Consider the following 19,235-nt stretch of genomic DNA (forward strand, 5'->3'; position numbering starts at 1 on the left):
CGGTTGATTTTTTTTGTGATGCACTTCAAATTTAACGCTAAGATTAAAATTAGCCCTAAAAAATGATTCATTCGTCACAGTAAATAAGGTTTTGCAACATTTTTTTATTTTATAATATAAAGTTAATAATTCATAATTATCTGATTTTATTTGAATAAATAAATTTGTCACTTTTATTGTCACTTCTTGATGTGATCGGAAGCAAGTTTTACAGTTTTGAAACACGATTTCTATTTTGTGGCATTGTGTTTAAAAATGGCATTCGATTTAATGGCTCAGTACTTATTTAAAATATAAATTGTTCGGGCTCACTCCATTTTCGTGATAATCAAACCTCTTACAAAAGGATGTGAATAAAAATGTCTGTGACAAAAATTAAATCCTTATTACTGTTATCCGTACTTGGCTTGGGCGCGGCTCAGGCTTATGCCGAAGAAACTCTCAATATCTGGATCCGGGCCAGTAACGACTCAAAAAACATCTACAAGAAAGAAGCAGAAACCTTTGAGAAAAAAACCGGCATAAAAATTGAGTACTTCAACGCCACCACCGACTTTGAACAGCGCCTGGCGCGGGCTGCGGCGGGGAATGCCTTGCCGGATCTGATTTTTAACGATGCGGTGGCGATTGGGCAGTTTATCCAGCTCGGTATCGCCGATGAGATCGACCCGCAAAGCATTGCCGGGCATGACAATATTTATCCGCTCGCTTGGCAAAGTACCCGCTATACCGACGGCAAATATTACGGGGTACCGACTTCGGCTCAGACTTTTGCGCTGTTTGTGCGCAAAGACTGGCGTGAGAAGCTGGGGATGCCGCCGCCCAAAACCTGGGAAGATGTGGCAAAACTGGCAAAAGCTTTTACCACGCAAGACCCGGATGGCAACGGTAAAGCCGATACCTACGGTTTTATCCTGCCCGCCTCTACCACCCGTGGTTACGCCAGTTGGTTTATGAGCGCGTTTCTCTGGCAGGCCGGGGGTGATTTTATGCGTGAATCAGCACCGGGCAAGTTTAAAGCCGCGCTGGATGAACCGGCAGCCGTTGAAACGCTGCAGTTTATGCGTGGCATGCTGTGCGACAAAGTGGTGCAGCCGGGGGCGATTAATGCCACTACGGCGGATGTGATCCCCTCTTTCCGTTCCAGCCAGAGCGGTATGTTCTTCAGCGGGCCTTATCATATTGCGCTGTTTGATAAAGATCCGGGTAAAGACACCTTCGAAGTGGTCAGCCTGCAGGGGCCGAAAAGCCAGGCCACGCTGGCAGAAGGCACCACGGTGTTCCTGATGAAGAGCAGCCAGAAGAAGGAAGCGGCGCGCAAGTTCATCGAATTTATGATCTCTCAGGAAGGGCAAGAGATCGGTATGGGTAAAGGCAGCAGCAATATCCCGGTGGTGCGTTTGCCGGTGAACAAGTTGGTGGATACTCAGGCGGTTTATAACGATCCGCGTTGGGCTACCTTTGCCACGTTGTATGCCGAGCAGGGCCGCTATGTGCCGCAGGTGCCTAACTGGACGCCGATCCGCCAGATCACCGCCGAGGGCTTTAACCGCATTCTGGCGGATTGTAATGGCGATATCGCCGCTGAATTGCAAGCCACCCATGGCAAAGTGAACGCCGAGCTGGAAAAGCAGGGCGTGCTGGCGAAGTAATGTCTCAGGTGCCGCCCGGTGCGGCACTTTATTAACTCCTCTGAGAGCGATGATAACCATGCTGACTTCCCGCCAGAAACGGCATCTGGTGCCGTGGATCTTCCTGGCCCCGGCGCTGATCATTTTCACCTGGTTTAAATTTATTCCGATGCTGCAAGGCTTGGTGATGAGCTTTTACAAGGTGAACTTTAATCAAGCGAACGAGTGGGTGGGGTTTGCCAACTTTGCCCGCGCCTTCGCGGATACCGACCTGCATGCGGCGGTATACAATACCTTCCTGTATGTAATTGTGACCATGGTGGTCGCGGCGGTATTGGCGTTTTTCCTGGCGATGCTGCTGGAAGGCCCGGCACGCCACCTGCGTTTTATCCGCACCGCTATTTTCCTGCCCGCAGTAACCAGTGCGGCGATCGTCGCCGAAATGTGGCGCATTTTGTTTAACCCGACGCCAAACGGTGTAATCAACCAGGTGCTGAGCTGGTTCGGCGTGGCCGATCAGGGCTTTCTGGCGAGTTCCGATCAGGCGCTGTGGGTGATCATGTTGCTGCATATCTGGAAAGCGGTGCCTTATAACATGGTGATCTTTATCGCCGGGCTGGCCGGGATCAGCCGAGACCTGTATGACGCTGCCAACGTTGACGGCGCCAGTTGGTGGAACCGCCTGCGCTACGTGACATTGCCTGGCATGATCCCGGCGCTTTCCGTGGTGCTGATGCTGTCTTTCATTCGTGGCTTCCGCGTGTTTGCTGAGGTGTATGCCACCACGGGTGGTGGGCCTTCCAACTCCACCGAAATGATCATGACGCATATCTACAAGCTCGGTTTTGAACAGTTTGACTACGGTTATGCCTCGGCGGTGTCGTTCCTGCTGTTCGCCTTCACCGTGTTGCTGACTCTATGCCATCTCACGCTGAAAAAGCGCATCACCCGTTATTAAGGAGCCGATTATGCTGAGTAAACGTTGGGATGCCGTTGGCCGCTGGATAATCTATGCACTGTTGCTGGTGGTGTTCGTCGGCCCGTTCTGGGGCATTGTTGCCACCGCGTTCAGCGCCGCACCGGTCAAACCGGGCGAACTATTGCCGTGGCCGAACGCCTTCTCACTACAAAACTTTCTCTTTGCCTGGCAAGAGATCGGCGTGTGGCAATATTTGCTGAACTCAATGGTGGTGGTCTTTTTCGGCACCATCTTGCAGGTTTCTGTCAGCGCACTGGCGGCCTATGCGCTGGCCCGCAAGAAGTTTATCGGCGTGTCGCTGGTCAGCCTGGTGATCCTCTCCACTATGATGCTGCCGGAAGAGGTGATCGCCATTCCGCTGTATATGATCATCAACTGGCGGCTGCCGGTGATCGATGCCTCACTCTACAACAGCTATCTCGGGATGATCATGCCGGTGGTGGGGTGGGCCTTCTCTATTTTCGTCTTGAGCGAATTTATGGCCGCCATCCCCAAAGAGTTGGAGGAAGCGGCACGCATCGACGGGGCCAACGAATGGCAGATTTTCTTCCATGTGATCCTGCCGCTGGTGAAACCGGCGCTCGGCACCGTGGTGACCTTCGGCTTTATCATGATCTGGGATCAGTATCTGCTGCCGCTGATTGTGGTGAATCAGGACAGCCTGAACACCATTCCGGTGATCCTCAGCACTCTGCGTACCGACGAAAGCATCACCCCGAACATCTTTATTGCCATCACGTTATTGGCGATGTTGCCCAGCATCATCGTTTACCTCGGCCTGCAAAAACATTTCAACCGCGGGATTATGTCCGGCGCAGTGAAAGGATAAGGAGTGACACATGGGATCCGTTGTATTGAGCAATGTCTGTAAATCGTATGGCGATACACATGTCATTAAAGATGTTTCTCTGACTATTCCCGACGGTGAATTTTGCGTGCTGGTTGGCCCCAGCGGCTGCGGCAAGTCGACGCTGCTGCGCATGATTGCCGGGCTGGAGGAGATTACCGGTGGGCAGGTAGCGATCAATGACAAAGACGTTACCGACGTGGAGCCCAAGCTGCGTGATATTGCCATGGTGTTCCAGAGTTACGCGCTCTATCCGCAAATGTCGGTACGGGAGAATATGGGCTTCGCGCTGAAGATGGCCAAGCTGCCGAAAGCAGAAATCAACCGTAAAGTGGATGCGGCGGCGGAGTTGCTCGGGCTTGGCGTGCTGCTCGATCGCCTGCCGAAAGATCTTTCCGGCGGCCAGCGCCAACGGGTGGCGATGGGCAGGGCGATAGTGCGTAATCCGCAGGTGTTTTTGTTTGACGAACCGCTTTCCAATCTGGATGCTAAGTTGCGCACCCAGGTGCGTGGTGAAATTCGCGAATTGCATCGCCGCCTGAAAACCACCTCGGTTTATGTGACCCACGATCAGATCGAGGCGATGACCATGGGGCAGATGATCGTGGTGTTACGTGATGGGCGGATTGAGCAGGTCGGCAGCCCGCTGGAATTATACGATCGCCCAGCCAATCTGTTCGTGGCCGGTTTTATCGGTTCCCCGGAAATAAACCAATTGAAAGGGGAAATTGTGATACAGGGCGATGAAACCCTGCTGCGCCTGGCGGATGATTCCTGGCTACGTTTGCCAGTTGGCCTGCAGGTGCGGGCGGGGCAGCAGGTGGTTTATGCCATTCGCCCAGAACAGGTCAACGTGGTGAATGAAAGCGAACACAGCGGTGCGTTGCAAGCCACCATTACCGCGATCGAAAACACCGGTTCGGATATGCAATTGTTCTGTGATACCGGCGGCGGGGCGTTTACCTCGGTATTCAAGCAACGTCTTGAGGTACAGGAAGGCGAAACGGTGTGGCTGCAACCCAAGCTGGCAGGTATTCATATTTTTGATGCTCAGAGCGGGCAGCGCGTGCCTTACCAGGCTGCCAACACCCAAGCAACTTGAAGTATGAAGGGTATAAAAGAGAAGGACGGATGAAGTTATACACACTGGATGTCACCTGCCTGGAAAATGCCCGGCACCGGTTGCAGCAGCCGTTTTCCCCGTTGCAGGCAGCATTAACCCGGTTGCTCGGCGAAGCTGACGCCTTGCGTGGGCAACCGCTGGAAACGGTGGTGCACAAGAAGCTGCGCCCGGTGAGTGGCGATCCCCACGACTATTACAGTTTGGGAACTTACTGGTGGCCGAACCCACGTCGGCCCAATGGCTTACCCTATATCCGGCGCGACGGGCATACCAACCCGCAGTGCCAGAACAATGATACCGATACCACGCGGGTGATCCGTATGTGTGAGCGCTGCCTGACGCTTGGGTTGGCGTGGTATTTCACCGAGCAGCGTAAATATGCTCTGGCAGCAGCCGAACAGATCCGCTGTTGGTTTCTCCAGGCCGATACTCTGATGAATCCACATCTGAACTATGGTCAGGCGATACCGGGTATTGTCTCCGGGCGCGGCACTGGGCTGATTGATACCCGCCTGATGTGGATGGTGATCGACACCATTGGCCTGATAAGTGCCGCGAACGTGCTGGATACCGACGATATTATCGGGTTGCATCAGTGGTTCCGTGATTTCAATCACTGGATGTATCACAGCGAAGTCGGCCATTCCGAATACGTGTGGCATAACAACCATGGTACCTGGTACGACGTACAGCGTGCGGTAAACGCGTTGTTTTATGGGGATAAAGGGCTGGCGGCGCGGATTATCCAGCAGGGCATCACCCAGCGGATGGCGGCGCAAATCGATCAGGACGGTAAACAGACCATGGAGCTGGAGCGTCCGGTGCCGTTTCATTACTCCTTGTTTAACCTGGAAGCACATCTGTTGCTCAACCGCTATGCGGAGCACGTTGAGTTTGATCGCTGGAACGAGATGCGCGATGGCAGAAGCGTCAAGCTGGGGATCGATTACCTGGTGCCGTTTATCGCCGAACCGGATTTATGGCCGTACAGCGATTTACAGGGAATTGTCTGGGACAGTGCGCTGCGCTTGCTGCTGCAATCTATTCGCGGTTACCCCAAAGAAGCACGCTATAAAACCGTGTTGGCAGGGTTGCCGGAAGAGACGCGTAGCCTGCGGGAGCATTTGATGTGGTGTGGTTAGGCTGGGCAAGAAGCTTTCTCCTTCAGCATGCGTTACTGCTGACAGAATTTGACAGTGGGGCCAGGCATAGTGTTGTGTAATGGCTAACATGCCTGTCACTAACAGCATGATGAGTAAACACAAAGGAGAAAGATGATGACAGAACGTACCGGAGGATGTGCTTGTGGGTCTATCAGGTTTAAAATTACGGCGCCGCTGATGGGAGTCGGCGTATGCCATTGCACTGATTGCCAGAAATTGTCGGGCGGTGCGCCAAATTACGTTGCGCTGGCGCCTGAAGCCTCCTTCGCAGTCACCCAGGGAGAAGCCAAGATTTATAGTATTAAAGGAGACAGCGGTAACAATGTGAAGCGTGCTTTCTGCCCTGAGTGTGGCACGCCGCTCTGGAGCATGCCTACTCAGGCTCCGTTTGTGGCGGTTAAACTCGGGGCTTTGGATAACAATGCAGATCTGAAACCAAACCTGCATTTGTACGTGGAGTCTGCCGCGCCTTGGCACTTACTGCATGAAGGGGTGCCGACCTTCCCTAAAATGCCACCGCCGCTCCCCGCGCAAGGTGCATAAAACTGGTTGCGGTTTGAGCGGCTTGAGTAGCTAAGCCATGCCAGAACCAATCGGGCCAGTGCAGAGTTTTGCGCTGGCTCTTCATTTGCGCTTCAGGAAAATCTTTTCGCCCCAAAAACGCACACCAGCACACCGGCCATAACGGCAATCATCGAGAGCTGGACGGTTTCATGCAATATCCACCCCGCCAACGCGAGGCCGAAAAAGGGTTGCAGCAACTGCAACTGGCCCACCGCAGCAATACCGCCTTGTGCCAGGCCGCGATACCAGAAAATAAAACCGAGCCACATGCTGAACAGCGAGACATAAGCCAAAGAGATCCATGCCGCGCGGCTTGCCTCTGGCCAAGTGTTGGGGGCTGAAAGTACGGTAGCTAAGGCCGTTAGTGGTAAAGCGATCGCCAGTGCCCAGGAGATCACCTGCCATCCGCCCAGCTTACGTGTAAGCACTGCACCTTCGGCATAGCCCAAGCCACAAAGTAGGACAGCGGCAATCATTAGCAGGTCGCCAAGCCATGAACTGCCTGAGCCTTGGCTGAGTGCAAAACCTCCCACTAATACACCGCCCAGCACTGAAAATAGCCAGAAAGCCGGTTTTGGCCGTTCTCCGCCCCGAATCACGCCAAAACAGGCGGTTGCCAGCGGAAGAAGGCCGATATAGACCAGCGAATGTGCCGAGGTAGTATGTTGTAGCGCTAATGCCGTCAGTAAAGGAAAACCGATCACCACGCCGAGCGCGACAAAAGCCAGTGGCAGGATTTCATGCCTCTGCGGTAATTGCTGTCTTATCATTAATAGTGCGCAAACGGCCAGCAAGCCCGCAAGGGTCGCTCTAATGGCTGTCAAGAAAACCGGATCGAATTCAAGTACTGCGACACGCGTTGCAGGCAAGGAACCGCTGAAGATCAGCATGCCTAAAAAGCCATTAACCCAACCTTGAGCCGGGTTATTGAGATGACTGCTACCGACAGCCGCGATGGTCTTTTCCATATCCCTATTCATGCTGATACAACTCCACTTTTTATAGTATTAATGGTTTCAATATGCAGATGCTCCTTGTTTCTGCCAGAAATTGCCTGGCAGATAACGGCAAAACAATAGCGTATTTTCCAGGCTACAGGTTAAGTGGTTTAGCGATATAAGAGATGAACGACACTCGGCGGCTGCCGAATGAGCTGAACTAGGCGCAGCCTAAGTTTTCAAGGATATGCCTTAATCGCTGCGTCACGCTGCCGGTAACGTGTAAGAATGGGATATTTCGGGCGGTCAACTGATCGAGATACCACCGTTGCTGGCGTTGGCGGAATGATGGATCCTGGCGCGTACCATCCTGCTGGAAAGGAAAATCATCGGCACAAAGCACAACGGTGTCATAAGGTCGGCAGGCTAAGGCTTCCAGCTCCGGTTCTGCCTTGCCAAACAGGGCCAATGAATAAAATAACGTGGTTAGTGGCGAAGTATCACAAACCAGGTAGCGATTGGGCCGCGCGGTCATTTCGCGCGAAATCTGGATTTGTGCAATATCCAGCATGTCATCAAAAGTTAAATGCCCGTTTCTCTGTTCCCAACATTTCATCTCCCGATGCCATTGATAGAGGCCGTGCCAGGCATTACACCAAAAGATCAGATAGAGGCCAGCAGTGAGATATAGCTCGCGTGAGGCGTAAAGTGGGACCGCGATGGTGTTTACCAGCAACCAGACGTACCAGTTTTCGATCCGCCTCCCCATCATGCCAAATTAGCTGATGGATCACCTCAGGCTCCGTTTGAGAAGCAGCGCATTATAAAGGATTACTCACTCTGGAAGACATTGTTCCCAGGCGAGGATCCGTTTTTATCTGCTTGATAGCGATCAATCTTTAGCGGGTGCTCCGGCGTTTTGTGCGCACTTTGGCTTTTTTATCGGGTATGGCGAAGCGCAGTGAACGCTCGGCAAAGTGGGGGCGCAAAGCTTCCCGCTCCTGGGGCGTGAGGCGCTGCCAGATCGGGGTATCATCGGATTTCCAGTGTGTCGGCAGCCCTGTTTCAACGTCCAGCCGATAGGTGACACCGCTCTCTGGCAGACCGGGGAGTTTGGGGAGAGAGGGTAATCTGTTCAGGGCCTCTTGCTCTGCCGGGGATTGTGGTCGCCAGATTGCGGCATTTCTGCTCTCGGGGCGCCGCCATTTCTGGTAACACAGGGTAACCCATGCCGCCAGAAGCGGAACACTGACTGAACCCACGAGGATCCCTGCGAAGGTGACCAGCGGAACGTCATAACTTGTATTGCCTCCTCTGCGAAAGTAGAGAGTGAACCAGGTTTCGGCATGATCCACACCCGCAATTATGATCAGTTTCTTGGGTAGATACGGAATGAAAAACATCAAGAGGGGGATTGCCAACAGTAAGGCAAACATACCACATACTATCTGGAGGACATTTCCCCTCTTGCGCGATGCGGCACCAGCAAGAACCTGCAGGCCGCAAAGTATTACTATCGCCAACGCGCCACAACTTGCCCCGATGAAAAACAGACCAGCTAAGTCGGCCCATAGCGATCTTATCTCGGTGGGCAAAAGAGCAATAAGCGCACACGGTACGGTTATGGCTGTACCCAATAGGAAATGCTTGCGCCGGATTTTAAGCAGGATTGTTTTCAAAGGCATAAACCAGAAGCACAGTGATAAAGGCAGCAAGTTATACCCGTCATACTTCAGGTTGCTTGATGGCATGTTACTGCCGGGAAGCAACTCGAATTATTTGGGGTATCTATTCATTTATTGATCTGACCACATCGCCAGTTCATAACCATCTGGGTCTGTAAAATGAAATCTGCGTCCGCCTGGGAATGAAAACACGGGTTTGACTATCGGTGCTCCCAGCGTTTCCAGGCGTTTTTGAGTCTCTTCAAGGTTTTCTGTATACAGAATAACCAAAGGCCCACCTGTAGGTTTAGGTTCACTGAGTGTGGTAAAGCCGCCGCAGAGCCTTCCATCAGTAAATTCACAGTATTGAGGGCCATAAACTGTAAATTGCCAGTTGAACACTTCTCCATAAAATTTCTTTGAGCGTTCAATGTCGCTGACGGCAAATTCGATGTTATCTATACACCCATGCTTTTTTTGTGAATCCATCACATATTCCTTCTGTCATTTCAACCTAGAGAGTGAGTTGCAGGTAGATGATGCATCAGGCAATATTGCTACCATAACCGTAATAATAGCAACTACCAAGACGGGTTTAATCGCTGCACACGACAACTTATCTTAGTTAAACGTAACCAGCATTTCCGTTGAGGCATCAACCAGCAACTTACAGTATGACGGGTATCGATTATGCCGCAAAAAAATAAAATACATATCATGGGAGCCTCGGGTTCGGGCACCACTTCCATTGCGGCACAATTATGCAAAGCGATCGGTTATCAGCATTTTGATACTGACGATTTTTACTGGCATAAAACATCACCGCCCTATATTGCCGCGCGTGAGACTCAGGAACGGCAACGGTTATTATCGGCCCAATTAACAGCGAATAACCAATGGGTGCTGAGCGGTTCTCTTTGCGGGTGGGGTGATCTGTTTATTCCTTTTTTCGATCTGGTTATTTATGTTTATGTAAAGAACGACGTCAGGGTCGAACGCCTCAGGCAGCGAGAGTTTGCAAGATATGGAGAGGCAATTTTCTCTGAGGGCGAATTAGGTGAAAAATATCAAACATTTATTCAATGGGCTGCAGCCTATGATACTTCGACAGAAATAAGCAGAAATGCTTACAAGCATAGAAAGTGGCTTGAGAACATCGGGTGCCCTGTGGTTGAAATTACCAACCACACAACCTGTGACGCCGCCGTGGAACGGATCATTACCCATATTCGTCATACTGCATGTTGAATGGGGGCTGAGTCATTCAGCCCCGAATCCCCTTATAACTTAGCGATTTCAACCAGATTGGTATGCTGCGGATTGCCCTTTGCCAGTGGGGAAGGGCGTTGATTGGTGAGGATATTCACGCTGCCGCCGCGATCGATCTTGTCGCCGAACATATCTGCCGCCAACCAGGCACCTTGGCCCATAGCCGTGACACCGGGCATAATCCGTGGGGTGACTTTGGCCTGGATATGCGTTTCACCCCGGCTGTTGAATACTTTGACGAGATCGCCATGCTTGATGCCGCGTGCTTGTGCATCCAGCGGGTTGATCCAGACCTCCTGCGGGCAGGCCTGTTGCAGCACGTCAATATTGCCGTAGCTGGAGTGGGTTCTGGCTTTGTAATGGTAACCGAATAGCTGTAGCGGGAACTGGCTGCGGGCCGGATCTTCCCAACTTTCAAAACCTGCGGCATAGACCGGTAAGGGGTGGATCACGTCTTCAGCCGCTAACTCCCAAGTGGCGGCAATTTCTGCCAGCCGCTCAGAGTAGATTTCAATCTTGCCCGACGGCGTTTTTAGCGGATTGGCCTGCGGATCTTCGCGGAACTCACGGAATGCCACCACATGTTCCTGCGGGCATTTACGCTTATAAATCCCCACCGTTTTCAGCTCTTCGTAACTTGGCATGCCTGGGTTGCGCTCACGGGTTTTCTCGCAGAGATACTGGATCCACTCCTGCTGGCTGCGGCCTTCGGTAAAGGTATTTTCGGCGTCTTTGCCCAAGCGTTTGGCCACTTCCGACAGGATTTCATAAATCGGGCGGCGTTCAAATTTGCGTGAAGTGGCAGGCTGGCCGAGGATCACATAGCCCATATTACCGGCTGATTCATGGGGGATTAGATCTTCCTGTTCGGTTGGCATCAGGTCCGGCAGCAGAATGTCACAATATTTGGCGGAAGAGGTCATAAAGTGCTCGATGCCCACGATCATTTCGCACTTGCTGTCGTCTTGCAGGATTTGATGGGTGCGGCTGATATCACCATGCTGGTTGATCAGCGTATTGCTGGCGTAGCACCAGATGAATTTGATCGGCACGTCCAGCTGGTCTTTGCCGCGAATGCCGTCGCGTTTGGCTGTCATTTGCGGGCCACGCACAATGGCATCGGTCCAGGTGTAAACAGAAATCTTGGTTTGCACCGGGTTGGTCAGCATATCAAACCATTCCACGCCGAGATCGAACGACCCTTCGCGGCAGCCGGTATTACCGCCGTTGATCCCGACATTGCCGGTCAGGATCGGTAACATGGCGATAGCGCGCGCGGTTTGTTCACCATTGGCATGGCGCTGTGGCCCCCAGCCCTGGCAGATATACGCCGGTTTGGTCATGCCGATTTCACGTGCCAACTGGACGATGCGAGCTGCCGGGATGCCGGTAATGCGCGCGGCCCAAGCGGGGGTTTTGGCCACGCCGTCTTCACCCTGGCCAAGAATATAGGCTTTGTAGTGGCCGTTTTTCGGCGCACTGCCGGGCAGGGTTTTCTCGTCGTAACCGATGCAGTATTTATCGAGGAATGGCTGGTCCACCAGGTTTTCGCTGATCAACACATGGGCGATACCGGCGACTAACGCCGCATCGGTACCTGGGCGGATCGGGATCCACTCATCCTCACGGCCTGCGGCGGTGTCGGTATAGCGCGGGTCGATCACGATCATGCGTGCATTAGAGCGTTCTCGGGCCTGTTGCAGATAGTAGGTTACGCCTGCTCCGCTCATGCGGGTTTCTGCCGGGTTATTGCCGAACAACACCACCAACTTGCTGTTAGCGATGTCATCCGGGCTGTTGCCCTCTTGCGCGCCGTACAGATAGGGCATGGCGGCGGTGATTTGTGCGGTGCTGTAACTGCCGTAGCGGCTGAGGAAGCCGCCGCAGGAGTTCATCAGCCGGTAAGGCACGTTGGAGTTGGTGATATTGCCGCCGTCCACCCCGGTGCCGTACAGCACGTGTACCGCTTCATTGCCGTATTCATCCAGCGTGTGCTTGAGCTTGCCGCTGATGGTGTCCAGCGCTTCGTCCCAACTGATGCGGATAAATTTGCCTTCGCCGCGTTTCCCGACGCGTTTCATCGGGTACTTCAGGCGATCCGGGTGGTTCATACGGCGGCGGATCGAACGGCCACGCAGACAAGCCCGTAGCTGATGGTCGCCATATTCATCGTTACCGGTATTGTCAGTTTCTACCCAATACACCTCATCATCACGCACATGCAGACGCAGTGCGCAGCGGCTACCACAGTTGACGGTGCAAGAACTCCAGACCACTTTGTCTGCCTGAGGGGGGCTGTTCGGTGGGCTTTCGGCGGCAACGGTTTTGCGGAACGGTAAAACCAACCCTGATGTGGCCGCCAGCAAGCAACTGGCGGCACCGCCGGTTTTGATGAGTTGCCGTCGGCTGATGTTATTATGGAGAAGATGTTGACTCTCGATGTCGTTCATAAATGCTTCCCTCTTAAAGCCTGCTTTAGTCAGGCTGTTTTATTTGCCCGTAGGTGTTGGGCTCAGGGTAATTCTGGATTTGTGTATTAATATCATTTACACAAAAAGATAAATGTTTGGCAATGGCCGGTAATTTAACAGCTTCATCAGTGGCTATTATTAATCCGGCGTCACGGTATTTTATATCAGCCAAAAAATACTATACCTTTATACCGTTGCTAATGTTTGCTTAAGGTCAATTTTCGGGCTTTTTTGACTCTCTGTGTAACTTTAAATTATTGTTTTATGGGTTTTTATCGCCGTGATTTTCTGGCTGGCCGCTTTGATAAATATTGTTATTCTATTGCGAAAGGTGATAGTTAATTTTCTGTCATTATTCCGCCCAGGCAGACGTTAAATTAATAATGAGATTTATTCTTGTTTGGTTGTGGGTTATTACTGGTAGCGATAAAGATATGCAAGCTAAATATTTTTTGCTGAAGCGATCTGAGTCATGTTATGGAAATATTAATGCTTAAGCCATTAAAGGTTGATAAAGATCAACACCACTCACCCTATATATAACAAAAAATTAACCGCCCGTTTATTGATTGGTACTTTTATGGCGCAAAAACAGGGGAACAATAATAATGCTAAGGGAAAATCAGACATTTTTCCAAAATGGCGTTAATCGCCGTGATTTTATGAAACTTTGTGCGGCTCTGGCCGCCACCATGGGACTTAATAGTAAAGCCGCTGCCGAAATAGCCCAGTCGGTAGCGGCACCACAGCGTCCTCCAGTGATCTGGATTGGCGCCCAGGAGTGCACCGGTTGTACGGAATCATTACTGCGTGCAACCCACCCAACCATCGAAAATCTGCTGCTCAGCGTGATCTCCATGGAATATCACGAAGTGCTCTCCGCCGCTTTTGGTGAACAGGCGGAAGAGAACAAAAACCGCGCCATCGAGCAGTACCAAGGCCAATATGTGCTGGTGGTCGATGGTTCGATCCCGATGAAAGATGGCGGTATCTACTGCATGGTTGCGGGCCAACCGATCGTCGAGCACATCCGCAAAGCGGCAGAACACGCGGCGGCGGTGATCGCCATTGGTTCCTGTGCGGCCTGGGGCGGCGTTGCTGCCAGCGGTGCTAACCCGACCGGCGCGGTCAGCCTACAGGACGTCCTGCCAGGTAAAACCGTGATCAATATTCCCGGTTGTCCACCGAATCCACATAACTTTCTGGCCACGGTGGCGCACATCATTACCTACCAACGGCCACCGAAACTGGACGCCAAAAACCGCCCCGAATTTGCCTATGGCCGCCTAATTCACGAGAACTGTGAACGCCGACCACATTTTGACGCCGGGCGTTTTGCCAAAGAGTTCGGTGACGATGGGCATCGTCAAGGATGGTGTCTTTACCACCTTGGCTGTAAAGGGCCAGAAACCTACGGCAACTGTTCGACGCTGGAATTCTGCGACGTCGGTGGCGGCATCTGGCCGGTAGGCATCGGTCACCCCTGTTACGGCTGTAATGAGCAAGGTATCGGCTTTACCAAAGGCATTGCCCAACTGGCAAACGTTGAAAATCCCACCCCGCGTTATGCTAAACCGGCGGTACAGAATGCTGAAGGCGGCCACGTCAGCGCCTCTGCGGTTGGCTTGCTGGGGGGCGTGGTCGGGTTAGTGGCTGGCGTGAGTCTGATGACGGTGCGGGAACTGGGGCGGCAGCAAAAGCAGCAGCGTAAAGACGATGAACAACCGCCGCGCAAGGAGTGAGCCGTGAACCGACGTAATTTTCTAAAACTGGCCTCCTGCAGCGCGCTACTGGCAGGGGGCGCACCTCCGGCGCTGGCCGCCGCTGAGAATAAACCGCCGATTCCAGGCGCATTGGGCATGTTGTACGACTCAACCCTGTGCGTCGGTTGCCAAGCCTGCGTCAGCAAATGCCAACAGATCAACCACAGCGATAATCAGGCCCATGGCGAAACCTATGCCTACGCGGGCAATGAGGCCACTTGGTCGAACAACGACAAACTCAGCCCCTATACCAACAACATCATTCAGGTATGGAGCAGCGGCAGCGGCCAGCATAAAGATCGGCTGGAAGATGGCTATGCCTATATCAAAAAGCAGTGCATGCACTGTGTTGATCCCAACTGCGTTTCGGTTTGCCCGGTACAGGCGCTGACCAAACACCCGCAAACCGGCATTGTGCATTACAACCCGGATGTCTGTACCGGTTGCCGTTACTGCATGGTCGGTTGCCCGTTCAACGTGCCGAAATACGACTACGACAACCCGTTCGGCCAAATTCACAAGTGCGAATTGTGTAACCAGAAAGGCATTGAACGCCTGGATCAGGGCGGGTTGCCCGGTTGCGTGGAAGTCTGCCCGACCGGCGCGGTGATCTTTGGCACCCGTGAACAGCTATTGGCCGAGGCGCAGCAGCGCCTGGCAAGTAAACCCGGTACCAGCTACCGCTTTCCCCGGCAGACCGTGCAGGCGGATGACCACTATGAGCACGCGATCCCACACTATCAGCCGCATCTGTATGGCGAAGCCGAGGGGGGAGGGACGCAGGTACTGGTGCTGACCGGGGTGCCGTTTGAAAAGCTGGGTCTGCCGCCGTTGGAGCCACTTTCGACCGGCGCGCGTTCCGAGCATGTGCAGCACTCGCTGTACAGCGGCATGGTGCTGCCACTGGTGGCTCTGACGGGCATTACTTTTCTAGCGCATCGCAACACGCGGCAAGAGCGTCAGGATGAGAAGGAAGACCGACATGACGATGCATAAAACGCAGCCCCTTGGCGGGCGGTTGGTGAGTTGGCCTGTGATGCTGCTGGCCCCGTTTGTGGTGCTCTGTGCCTTGCTGATCCTGAAACGCTTGGTGCTGGGGCTTGGGTCGGTAACCGACCTGAACGGTGGCTATCCGTGGGGGATCTGGATTGCCTTCGATCTGCTGGTGGGCACCGGGCTGGCCTGCGGCGGTTGGGCATTGGCCTGGGCGGTATATGTGTTTAACCGTGGCGAATACCATCCGCTGGTGCGCCCCGCGCTGTTGGCCAGCCTGTTCGGTTACACGCTGGGTGGGTTGTCGATCACCATCGACGTGGGCCGCTACTGGAATCTGCCTTACTTTTACATTCCCGGCCATTTCAACACCTCCTCGGTGCTGTTTGAAACCGCAGTCTGTATGACGATCTACATCGGCGTAGTGGCATTGGAATTTGCCCCGGCGCTGTTCGAACGTTTGGGCTGGAAAGTGTCGCTCAAATGGTTGAATAAGGCGATGTTCCTGATTATTGCGCTGGGGGCGTTGCTGCCCGCGATGCACCAGTCATCGATGGGCTCGCTGATGATCGCCGCAGGTATCAAGGTGCATCCGCTGTGGCAAAGCTATGAAATGTTGCCGCTGTTCTCGTTGCTGACCGCAGGCATCCTTGGGTTCTCGATTGTCATCTTTGAAGGATCGCTGGTGCAGGCGGGTCTGTTGGGCAAAGGGGCCCGCGAGACGCCGCTGTTTACCCGCATGAGTTACATCATTGATGTCATTTTGCTGCTGTTTATCGTGCTGCGCTTTGGCGAACTGATTGTCCGCCACAAAACCGATTACCTGTGGCAGTTCGATCGTTTCGCCCTGTTGTTCTGGCTGGAAATCGCTCTGATGCTGTTGCCGTTGCTGCTGTTCCGCTGGCAACGCAATCGCAGAGATTCACGCCTGTTGTTTATCGGTGCGCTGAGCATGATCTGTGGGGCGGCTCTGTGGCGGCTCAACTACTCACTGTTGGCCTACGATCCCGGCAACGGTTACGGCTATTTCCCCACCGCCAGCGAACTGCTGATCTCCATCGGTTTTGTGGCGATAGAAGTGTGTGCGTACATCCTGTTGATCAGGTTGTTACCGGTGCTGCCCGCGCAGCAACACAAGCATGAAAACAACCAGATAGAGGTAGAGCATGAGCCAACGCATCACCATTGATCCCGTCACCCGCATTGAAGGGCATTTACGGATTGACTGTGAAATCGAAGACGGCAAGGTGGTCAAAGCCTGGTCTTCTGGCACCATGTGGCGCGGCATGGAAGAGATTGTGCAAGGTAACGATCCGCGCGATGCCTGGATGATCGTCCAACGCATCTGTGGTGTTTGCACTACCACCCATGCTTTAGCCTCAGTGCGGGCGGTGGAAAATGCCCTGGGGATGGAAGTACCGGTCAATGCGCAGTATATCCGCAACATCATTCTGGCGGCCCACAGTATTCACGATCATATCGTGCATTTTTATCAGCTTTCGGCACTGGATTGGGTGGATATTACGTCGGCCTTGCAGGCCGATCCGCAAAAGGCCGCCGATCTGCTGAGTGGCTTGTCGAACTGGTCGCTCAACAGTGCCGCCGAGTTTGGCCGTGTACAGCAGAAGATTAAAGATCTGGTGGCCAGCGGTCAGCTCGGCATTTTTGCCAACGGTTACTGGGGGCATTCGGCGATGGCGCTGCCGCCGGAGGTCAATCTGATCGCCGTTGCGCACTACCTGCAAGCGCTGGAATGCCAGCGCGATGCCAACCGGGTGGTGGCCATTCTGGGGGGCAAAACGCCGCATATCCAAAACCTGGCGGTGGGTGGGGTAGCCAATCCGATCAATCTGGATGCGCCTAGCGTGCTCAACCTTGAACGCCTGATGTACCTGAAAACCTTTATCGATCGCCTTGGCGACTTTATCGAACAGGTGTACCTGGTGGATAGCGCGGTGATCGCCGCACATTATCCGGGCTGGTTGGCGCTGGGGAAGGGGGCGGACTGCTATCTGTGCCTGCCGGAGTTGCCGACCGACCGCAAAGGCGAAACCTTCCTGTTGCCGGGTGGCTTTTTGGAGAACGGCCAGTTCCGCCCGATCGTCAACCAGCGCGATACCTATCTGGTGAACGGCATTCAGGAAAGTGGCAAACACGCCTGGTATCAGGACGATCAACCGCTGGCACCTTGGGAAGGGCTGACGCGGCCTAATTACACCGGCTGGCAGGAAGACGGCAAATACTCCTGGGTGAAATCGCCGACCTTCTACGGTAAAGCGGTGGAGATGGGGCCGCTGGCCTGGCTGATGTGCAGCCTGCATGCCGAACATCAGCCTACGCAGCACTACTTCGGGCGTATTAACAGCGCCTATCAAACCCTGACCGGGCAGGCGTTAAGCGCCGAACAACTGCCATCCACCCTAGGGCGGATCGTCGGGCGCACGGTGCATGCCTGCGTGCTGCATCAAACCCTGGGGCAGCAATGGCAGGCACTGGTGGAAAACATCGGCAAAGGCGACCACGAAACCTTTATCCGGCCCGATATTCCGTTAACCGGCGAAATTCGCGGCGTTGGGTTTATCGAAGCACCGCGCGGTTCGCTGTCCCATTGGGTGGTGATCAAAGACGGCAAGATCGCCAATTATCAGGCAGTGGTGCCTTCCACCTGGAACGCCGGGCCACGCAACTATAACGATGAACCCGGCCCTTATGAGCGCGCGCTGGTCGGCACGCCAGTGGCCGATCCGGCCAAGCCGCTGGAGGTGGTGAGAACCATTCACTCCTTCGATCCCTGCATGTCCTGTGCCGTGCATATTGTGGACACCACCGGCAACGAAGTTACCCGGGTCAAGGTGCTGTGATGCGTATTCTGGTGCTAGGCATCGGCAACCTGTTGTTGAGCGATGAAGCGGTTGGTGTGCGTATCGTCGAGGCGCTGGAACAGCGTTTTGCGTTACCGGCCCATGTTGAAGTGCTGGATGGCGGCACCTCCGGCATGGAACTGATGGAAGCGATGGCCGATCGTGACCATCTGATCGTGGCCGATGCGGTGCTGACCGGCGATGCACCGGGCAGCGTGGTGGTGTTGCATGATGAACAGATCCCCACGCTGTTTACCCGCAAGGTTTCCCCGCATCAGTTGGGGCTGTCGGACGTGCTGATGGCGCTGCGGCTGACGGGGGAATTCCCACGACGCTTAACGCTGGTCGGCGTGGTGCCGGAATCGCTGACACCGGGCATCGGCCTTAGCCCATTGGTGACTCAGGCGATCGAACCGGCTTTGGCGCAGGTGCTGGTGGCGCTGCAATACAGCGGTGTGCCGATCGCGCTCAAGGAGGCCGCCGATGCTCGATGCTGTTAGCGGTTTTCCAACCAGCCCCGCACCGCAACTGGAAGCGGCGTTTCAGGCTGTCGCGACTGGCGGTATGCGCGATCTGCCCTTTTTCCATTCACAGATCCCGATTCGAGCCTGTGGGTTTCAACTGTTCGAACAGCAGTGGATCGGTTGCATGCTGACGCCTTGGATGCTCAGTCTGTTGGTGCTCCCTGGCCCGCAGCAACGCTGGGAACCGCGCCCGATCGGCGAAAAACTGGCGCTGGAACTGCCCTGTGGCAACGTCGGCTTTACGGTGGGTTACCTCGCAAGCTGTGGGCAATATCTGGCCTGTTCACTGATGTCGCCGCTGGAAAGCTCACTGGGGGCAGAACAGGCGTTGGCATTAGCCGAAAGCAGCGCGCGTATGGCGTTGTCGTTGCCGGTGGTAGACCGCAGCATCCCGAGCAACCTGGGGCGGCGTGCGCTGTTCCGCTTGCCGCAAGGGGGCTGATAG

18 protein-coding genes and 1 pseudogene are annotated in these 19,235 nt (G+C 53.9%); 13 read left to right on the forward strand and 6 right to left on the reverse strand.

Features of this window, described 5'->3' with window-relative positions; translation table 11 throughout:
* The first annotated feature begins 359 nt into the window (after positions 1–359).
* The 6 genes from IV04_RS04645 (at position 360) to IV04_RS04670 (ending at position 6,286) form a co-directional block, all read left to right on the forward strand.
* Positions 360–1,652: a sugar ABC transporter substrate-binding protein gene (locus tag IV04_RS04645; protein ID WP_037395972.1), complete on the forward strand. Its 1,293-nt coding sequence runs from the start codon at positions 360–362 to the stop codon at positions 1,650–1,652.
* A 49-nt stretch (positions 1,653–1,701) separates the two neighbouring features.
* Positions 1,702–2,589: a carbohydrate ABC transporter permease gene (locus IV04_RS04650; RefSeq protein ID WP_037395973.1), complete on the forward strand. Its 888-nt coding sequence runs from the start codon at positions 1,702–1,704 to the stop codon at positions 2,587–2,589.
* A gap of 10 nt (positions 2,590–2,599) precedes the next feature.
* Positions 2,600–3,439, forward strand: a complete 840-nt coding sequence (locus IV04_RS04655) for a carbohydrate ABC transporter permease (RefSeq protein WP_037395975.1) — start codon at positions 2,600–2,602, stop codon at positions 3,437–3,439.
* 10 nt (positions 3,440–3,449) lie between these two features.
* On the forward strand, positions 3,450–4,559 hold the full coding sequence (locus IV04_RS04660; protein WP_037440648.1) for an ABC transporter ATP-binding protein: 1,110 nt from the start codon (positions 3,450–3,452) through the stop codon (positions 4,557–4,559).
* A gap of 29 nt (positions 4,560–4,588) precedes the next feature.
* Positions 4,589–5,722 (forward strand): alginate lyase family protein, encoded by a 1,134-nt coding sequence (locus IV04_RS04665; RefSeq protein WP_037395978.1) that lies wholly within the window; start codon positions 4,589–4,591, stop codon positions 5,720–5,722.
* Positions 5,723–5,854: 132 nt separating this feature from the next.
* Positions 5,855–6,286 carry a GFA family protein gene (locus tag IV04_RS04670; RefSeq protein WP_072010828.1) on the forward strand — a complete coding sequence of 144 codons (432 nt, stop codon included), beginning with the start codon at positions 5,855–5,857 and terminating at the stop codon, positions 6,284–6,286.
* A gap of 92 nt (positions 6,287–6,378) precedes the next feature.
* Here the strand turns inward: IV04_RS04670 and IV04_RS04675 are convergent, their stop codons facing one another.
* The 5 genes and pseudogenes from IV04_RS04675 to IV04_RS04690 all read right to left on the reverse strand — a co-directional run bounded on the left by IV04_RS04675 (position 6,379) and on the right by IV04_RS04690 (position 9,398).
* Complete coding sequence (locus IV04_RS04675) at positions 6,379–7,287, reverse strand: DMT family transporter (protein WP_037395983.1); 909 nt, start codon at positions 7,285–7,287, stop codon at positions 6,379–6,381.
* Positions 7,288–7,465: 178 nt separating this feature from the next.
* A complete protein-coding gene (locus tag IV04_RS26705; RefSeq protein WP_255351717.1) occupies positions 7,466–7,861 on the reverse strand; it encodes an AAA family ATPase in 396 nt (131 codons plus the stop codon).
* A pseudogene (locus IV04_RS26710) lies at positions 7,856–8,023 on the reverse strand (nicotinamide mononucleotide transporter); the annotation flags it as partial. The pseudogene IV04_RS26710 and the gene IV04_RS26705, both read right to left, overlap by 6 nt.
* Before the next feature lie 121 nt (positions 8,024–8,144).
* On the reverse strand, positions 8,145–8,996 hold the full coding sequence (locus tag IV04_RS04685) for a hypothetical protein (protein ID WP_037395985.1): 852 nt from the start codon (positions 8,994–8,996) through the stop codon (positions 8,145–8,147).
* 45 nt (positions 8,997–9,041) lie between these two features.
* Entirely contained in the window at positions 9,042–9,398 is a 357-nt protein-coding gene (locus tag IV04_RS04690; protein WP_037395986.1) for a VOC family protein, read from the reverse strand.
* Between the two features lie 201 nt (positions 9,399–9,599).
* Here IV04_RS04690 and IV04_RS04695 point away from each other — a divergent pair, with 201 nt between their 5' ends.
* Positions 9,600–10,157: a hypothetical protein gene (locus IV04_RS04695; protein WP_037395987.1), complete on the forward strand. Its 558-nt coding sequence runs from the start codon at positions 9,600–9,602 to the stop codon at positions 10,155–10,157.
* Positions 10,158–10,189: 32 nt separating this feature from the next.
* Here the strand turns inward: IV04_RS04695 and ynfF are convergent, their stop codons facing one another.
* Positions 10,190–12,628 carry a selenate/tellurate reductase subunit YnfF gene (gene ynfF, locus IV04_RS04700; RefSeq protein ID WP_037395988.1) on the reverse strand — a complete coding sequence of 813 codons (2,439 nt, stop codon included), beginning with the start codon at positions 12,626–12,628 and terminating at the stop codon, positions 10,190–10,192.
* Between the two features lie 629 nt (positions 12,629–13,257).
* Between ynfF and hybO the strand changes: the two genes are divergently transcribed.
* Genes hybO through hybE form a run of 6 tightly spaced genes read left to right on the forward strand, consistent with a single transcriptional unit; the run spans position 13,258 to position 19,232 of the window.
* On the forward strand, positions 13,258–14,391 hold the full coding sequence (gene hybO / locus IV04_RS04705; RefSeq protein WP_037395989.1) for a hydrogenase 2 small subunit: 1,134 nt from the start codon (positions 13,258–13,260) through the stop codon (positions 14,389–14,391).
* Positions 14,392–14,394: 3 nt separating this feature from the next.
* Complete coding sequence (gene hybA / locus IV04_RS04710) at positions 14,395–15,408, forward strand: hydrogenase 2 operon protein HybA (protein WP_037395990.1); 1,014 nt, start codon at positions 14,395–14,397, stop codon at positions 15,406–15,408.
* Positions 15,395–16,594 carry a Ni/Fe-hydrogenase cytochrome b subunit gene (hybB, locus tag IV04_RS04715; RefSeq protein ID WP_037440651.1) on the forward strand — a complete coding sequence of 400 codons (1,200 nt, stop codon included), beginning with the start codon at positions 15,395–15,397 and terminating at the stop codon, positions 16,592–16,594. The genes hybA and hybB overlap by 14 nt, the downstream gene beginning before the upstream one ends.
* Complete coding sequence (hybC, locus tag IV04_RS04720; RefSeq protein ID WP_037395992.1) at positions 16,572–18,266, forward strand: hydrogenase 2 large subunit; 1,695 nt, start codon at positions 16,572–16,574, stop codon at positions 18,264–18,266. The genes hybB and hybC overlap by 23 nt, the downstream gene beginning before the upstream one ends.
* Complete coding sequence (locus IV04_RS04725; protein ID WP_037395994.1) at positions 18,266–18,766, forward strand: HyaD/HybD family hydrogenase maturation endopeptidase; 501 nt, start codon at positions 18,266–18,268, stop codon at positions 18,764–18,766. Before hybC ends, IV04_RS04725 begins: the two co-directional genes overlap by 1 nt.
* Positions 18,750–19,232: a hydrogenase-2 assembly chaperone gene (hybE, locus tag IV04_RS04730; protein WP_037395996.1), complete on the forward strand. Its 483-nt coding sequence runs from the start codon at positions 18,750–18,752 to the stop codon at positions 19,230–19,232. Before IV04_RS04725 ends, hybE begins: the two co-directional genes overlap by 17 nt.
* The last annotated feature ends 3 nt before the right edge of the window (positions 19,233–19,235 follow it).

The sequence above is a fragment of the Serratia sp. Ag1 genome (genome assembly GCF_000743355.1).
GTDB lineage: Bacteria > Pseudomonadota > Gammaproteobacteria > Enterobacterales > Enterobacteriaceae > Chania.

Excerpts from the sequence above, each read along its gene's own strand:
- IV04_RS04645 (WP_037395972.1), top strand. The coding sequence starts at position 360 with ATGTCTGTGACAAAAATTAAATCCTTATTACTGTTATCCGTACTTGGC.
- IV04_RS04660 (WP_037440648.1), top strand. The coding sequence starts at position 3,450 with ATGGGATCCGTTGTATTGAGCAATGTCTGTAAATCGTATGGCGATACA.
- IV04_RS04695 (WP_037395987.1), top strand. The coding sequence starts at position 9,600 with ATGCCGCAAAAAAATAAAATACATATCATGGGAGCCTCGGGTTCGGGC.
- hybB (WP_037440651.1), top strand. The coding sequence starts at position 15,395 with ATGACGATGCATAAAACGCAGCCCCTTGGCGGGCGGTTGGTGAGTTGG.
- IV04_RS04650 (WP_037395973.1), top strand. The coding sequence starts at position 1,702 with ATGATAACCATGCTGACTTCCCGCCAGAAACGGCATCTGGTGCCGTGG.
- IV04_RS04685 (WP_037395985.1), bottom strand. The coding sequence starts at position 8,996 with ATGCCATCAAGCAACCTGAAGTATGACGGGTATAACTTGCTGCCTTTA.
- IV04_RS04725 (WP_037395994.1), top strand. The coding sequence starts at position 18,266 with ATGCGTATTCTGGTGCTAGGCATCGGCAACCTGTTGTTGAGCGATGAA.
- IV04_RS04670 (WP_072010828.1), top strand. The coding sequence starts at position 5,855 with ATGATGACAGAACGTACCGGAGGATGTGCTTGTGGGTCTATCAGGTTT.
- hybE (WP_037395996.1), top strand. The coding sequence starts at position 18,750 with ATGCTCGATGCTGTTAGCGGTTTTCCAACCAGCCCCGCACCGCAACTG.
- hybO (WP_037395989.1), top strand. The coding sequence starts at position 13,258 with ATGCTAAGGGAAAATCAGACATTTTTCCAAAATGGCGTTAATCGCCGT.
- IV04_RS04665 (WP_037395978.1), top strand. The coding sequence starts at position 4,589 with ATGAAGTTATACACACTGGATGTCACCTGCCTGGAAAATGCCCGGCAC.
- IV04_RS04675 (WP_037395983.1), bottom strand. The coding sequence starts at position 7,287 with ATGAATAGGGATATGGAAAAGACCATCGCGGCTGTCGGTAGCAGTCAT.
- hybC (WP_037395992.1), top strand. The coding sequence starts at position 16,572 with ATGAGCCAACGCATCACCATTGATCCCGTCACCCGCATTGAAGGGCAT.
- IV04_RS04655 (WP_037395975.1), top strand. The coding sequence starts at position 2,600 with ATGCTGAGTAAACGTTGGGATGCCGTTGGCCGCTGGATAATCTATGCA.
- IV04_RS26705 (WP_255351717.1), bottom strand. The coding sequence starts at position 7,861 with ATGAAATGTTGGGAACAGAGAAACGGGCATTTAACTTTTGATGACATG.
- IV04_RS04690 (WP_037395986.1), bottom strand. The coding sequence starts at position 9,398 with ATGGATTCACAAAAAAAGCATGGGTGTATAGATAACATCGAATTTGCC.
- ynfF (WP_037395988.1), bottom strand. The coding sequence starts at position 12,628 with ATGAACGACATCGAGAGTCAACATCTTCTCCATAATAACATCAGCCGA.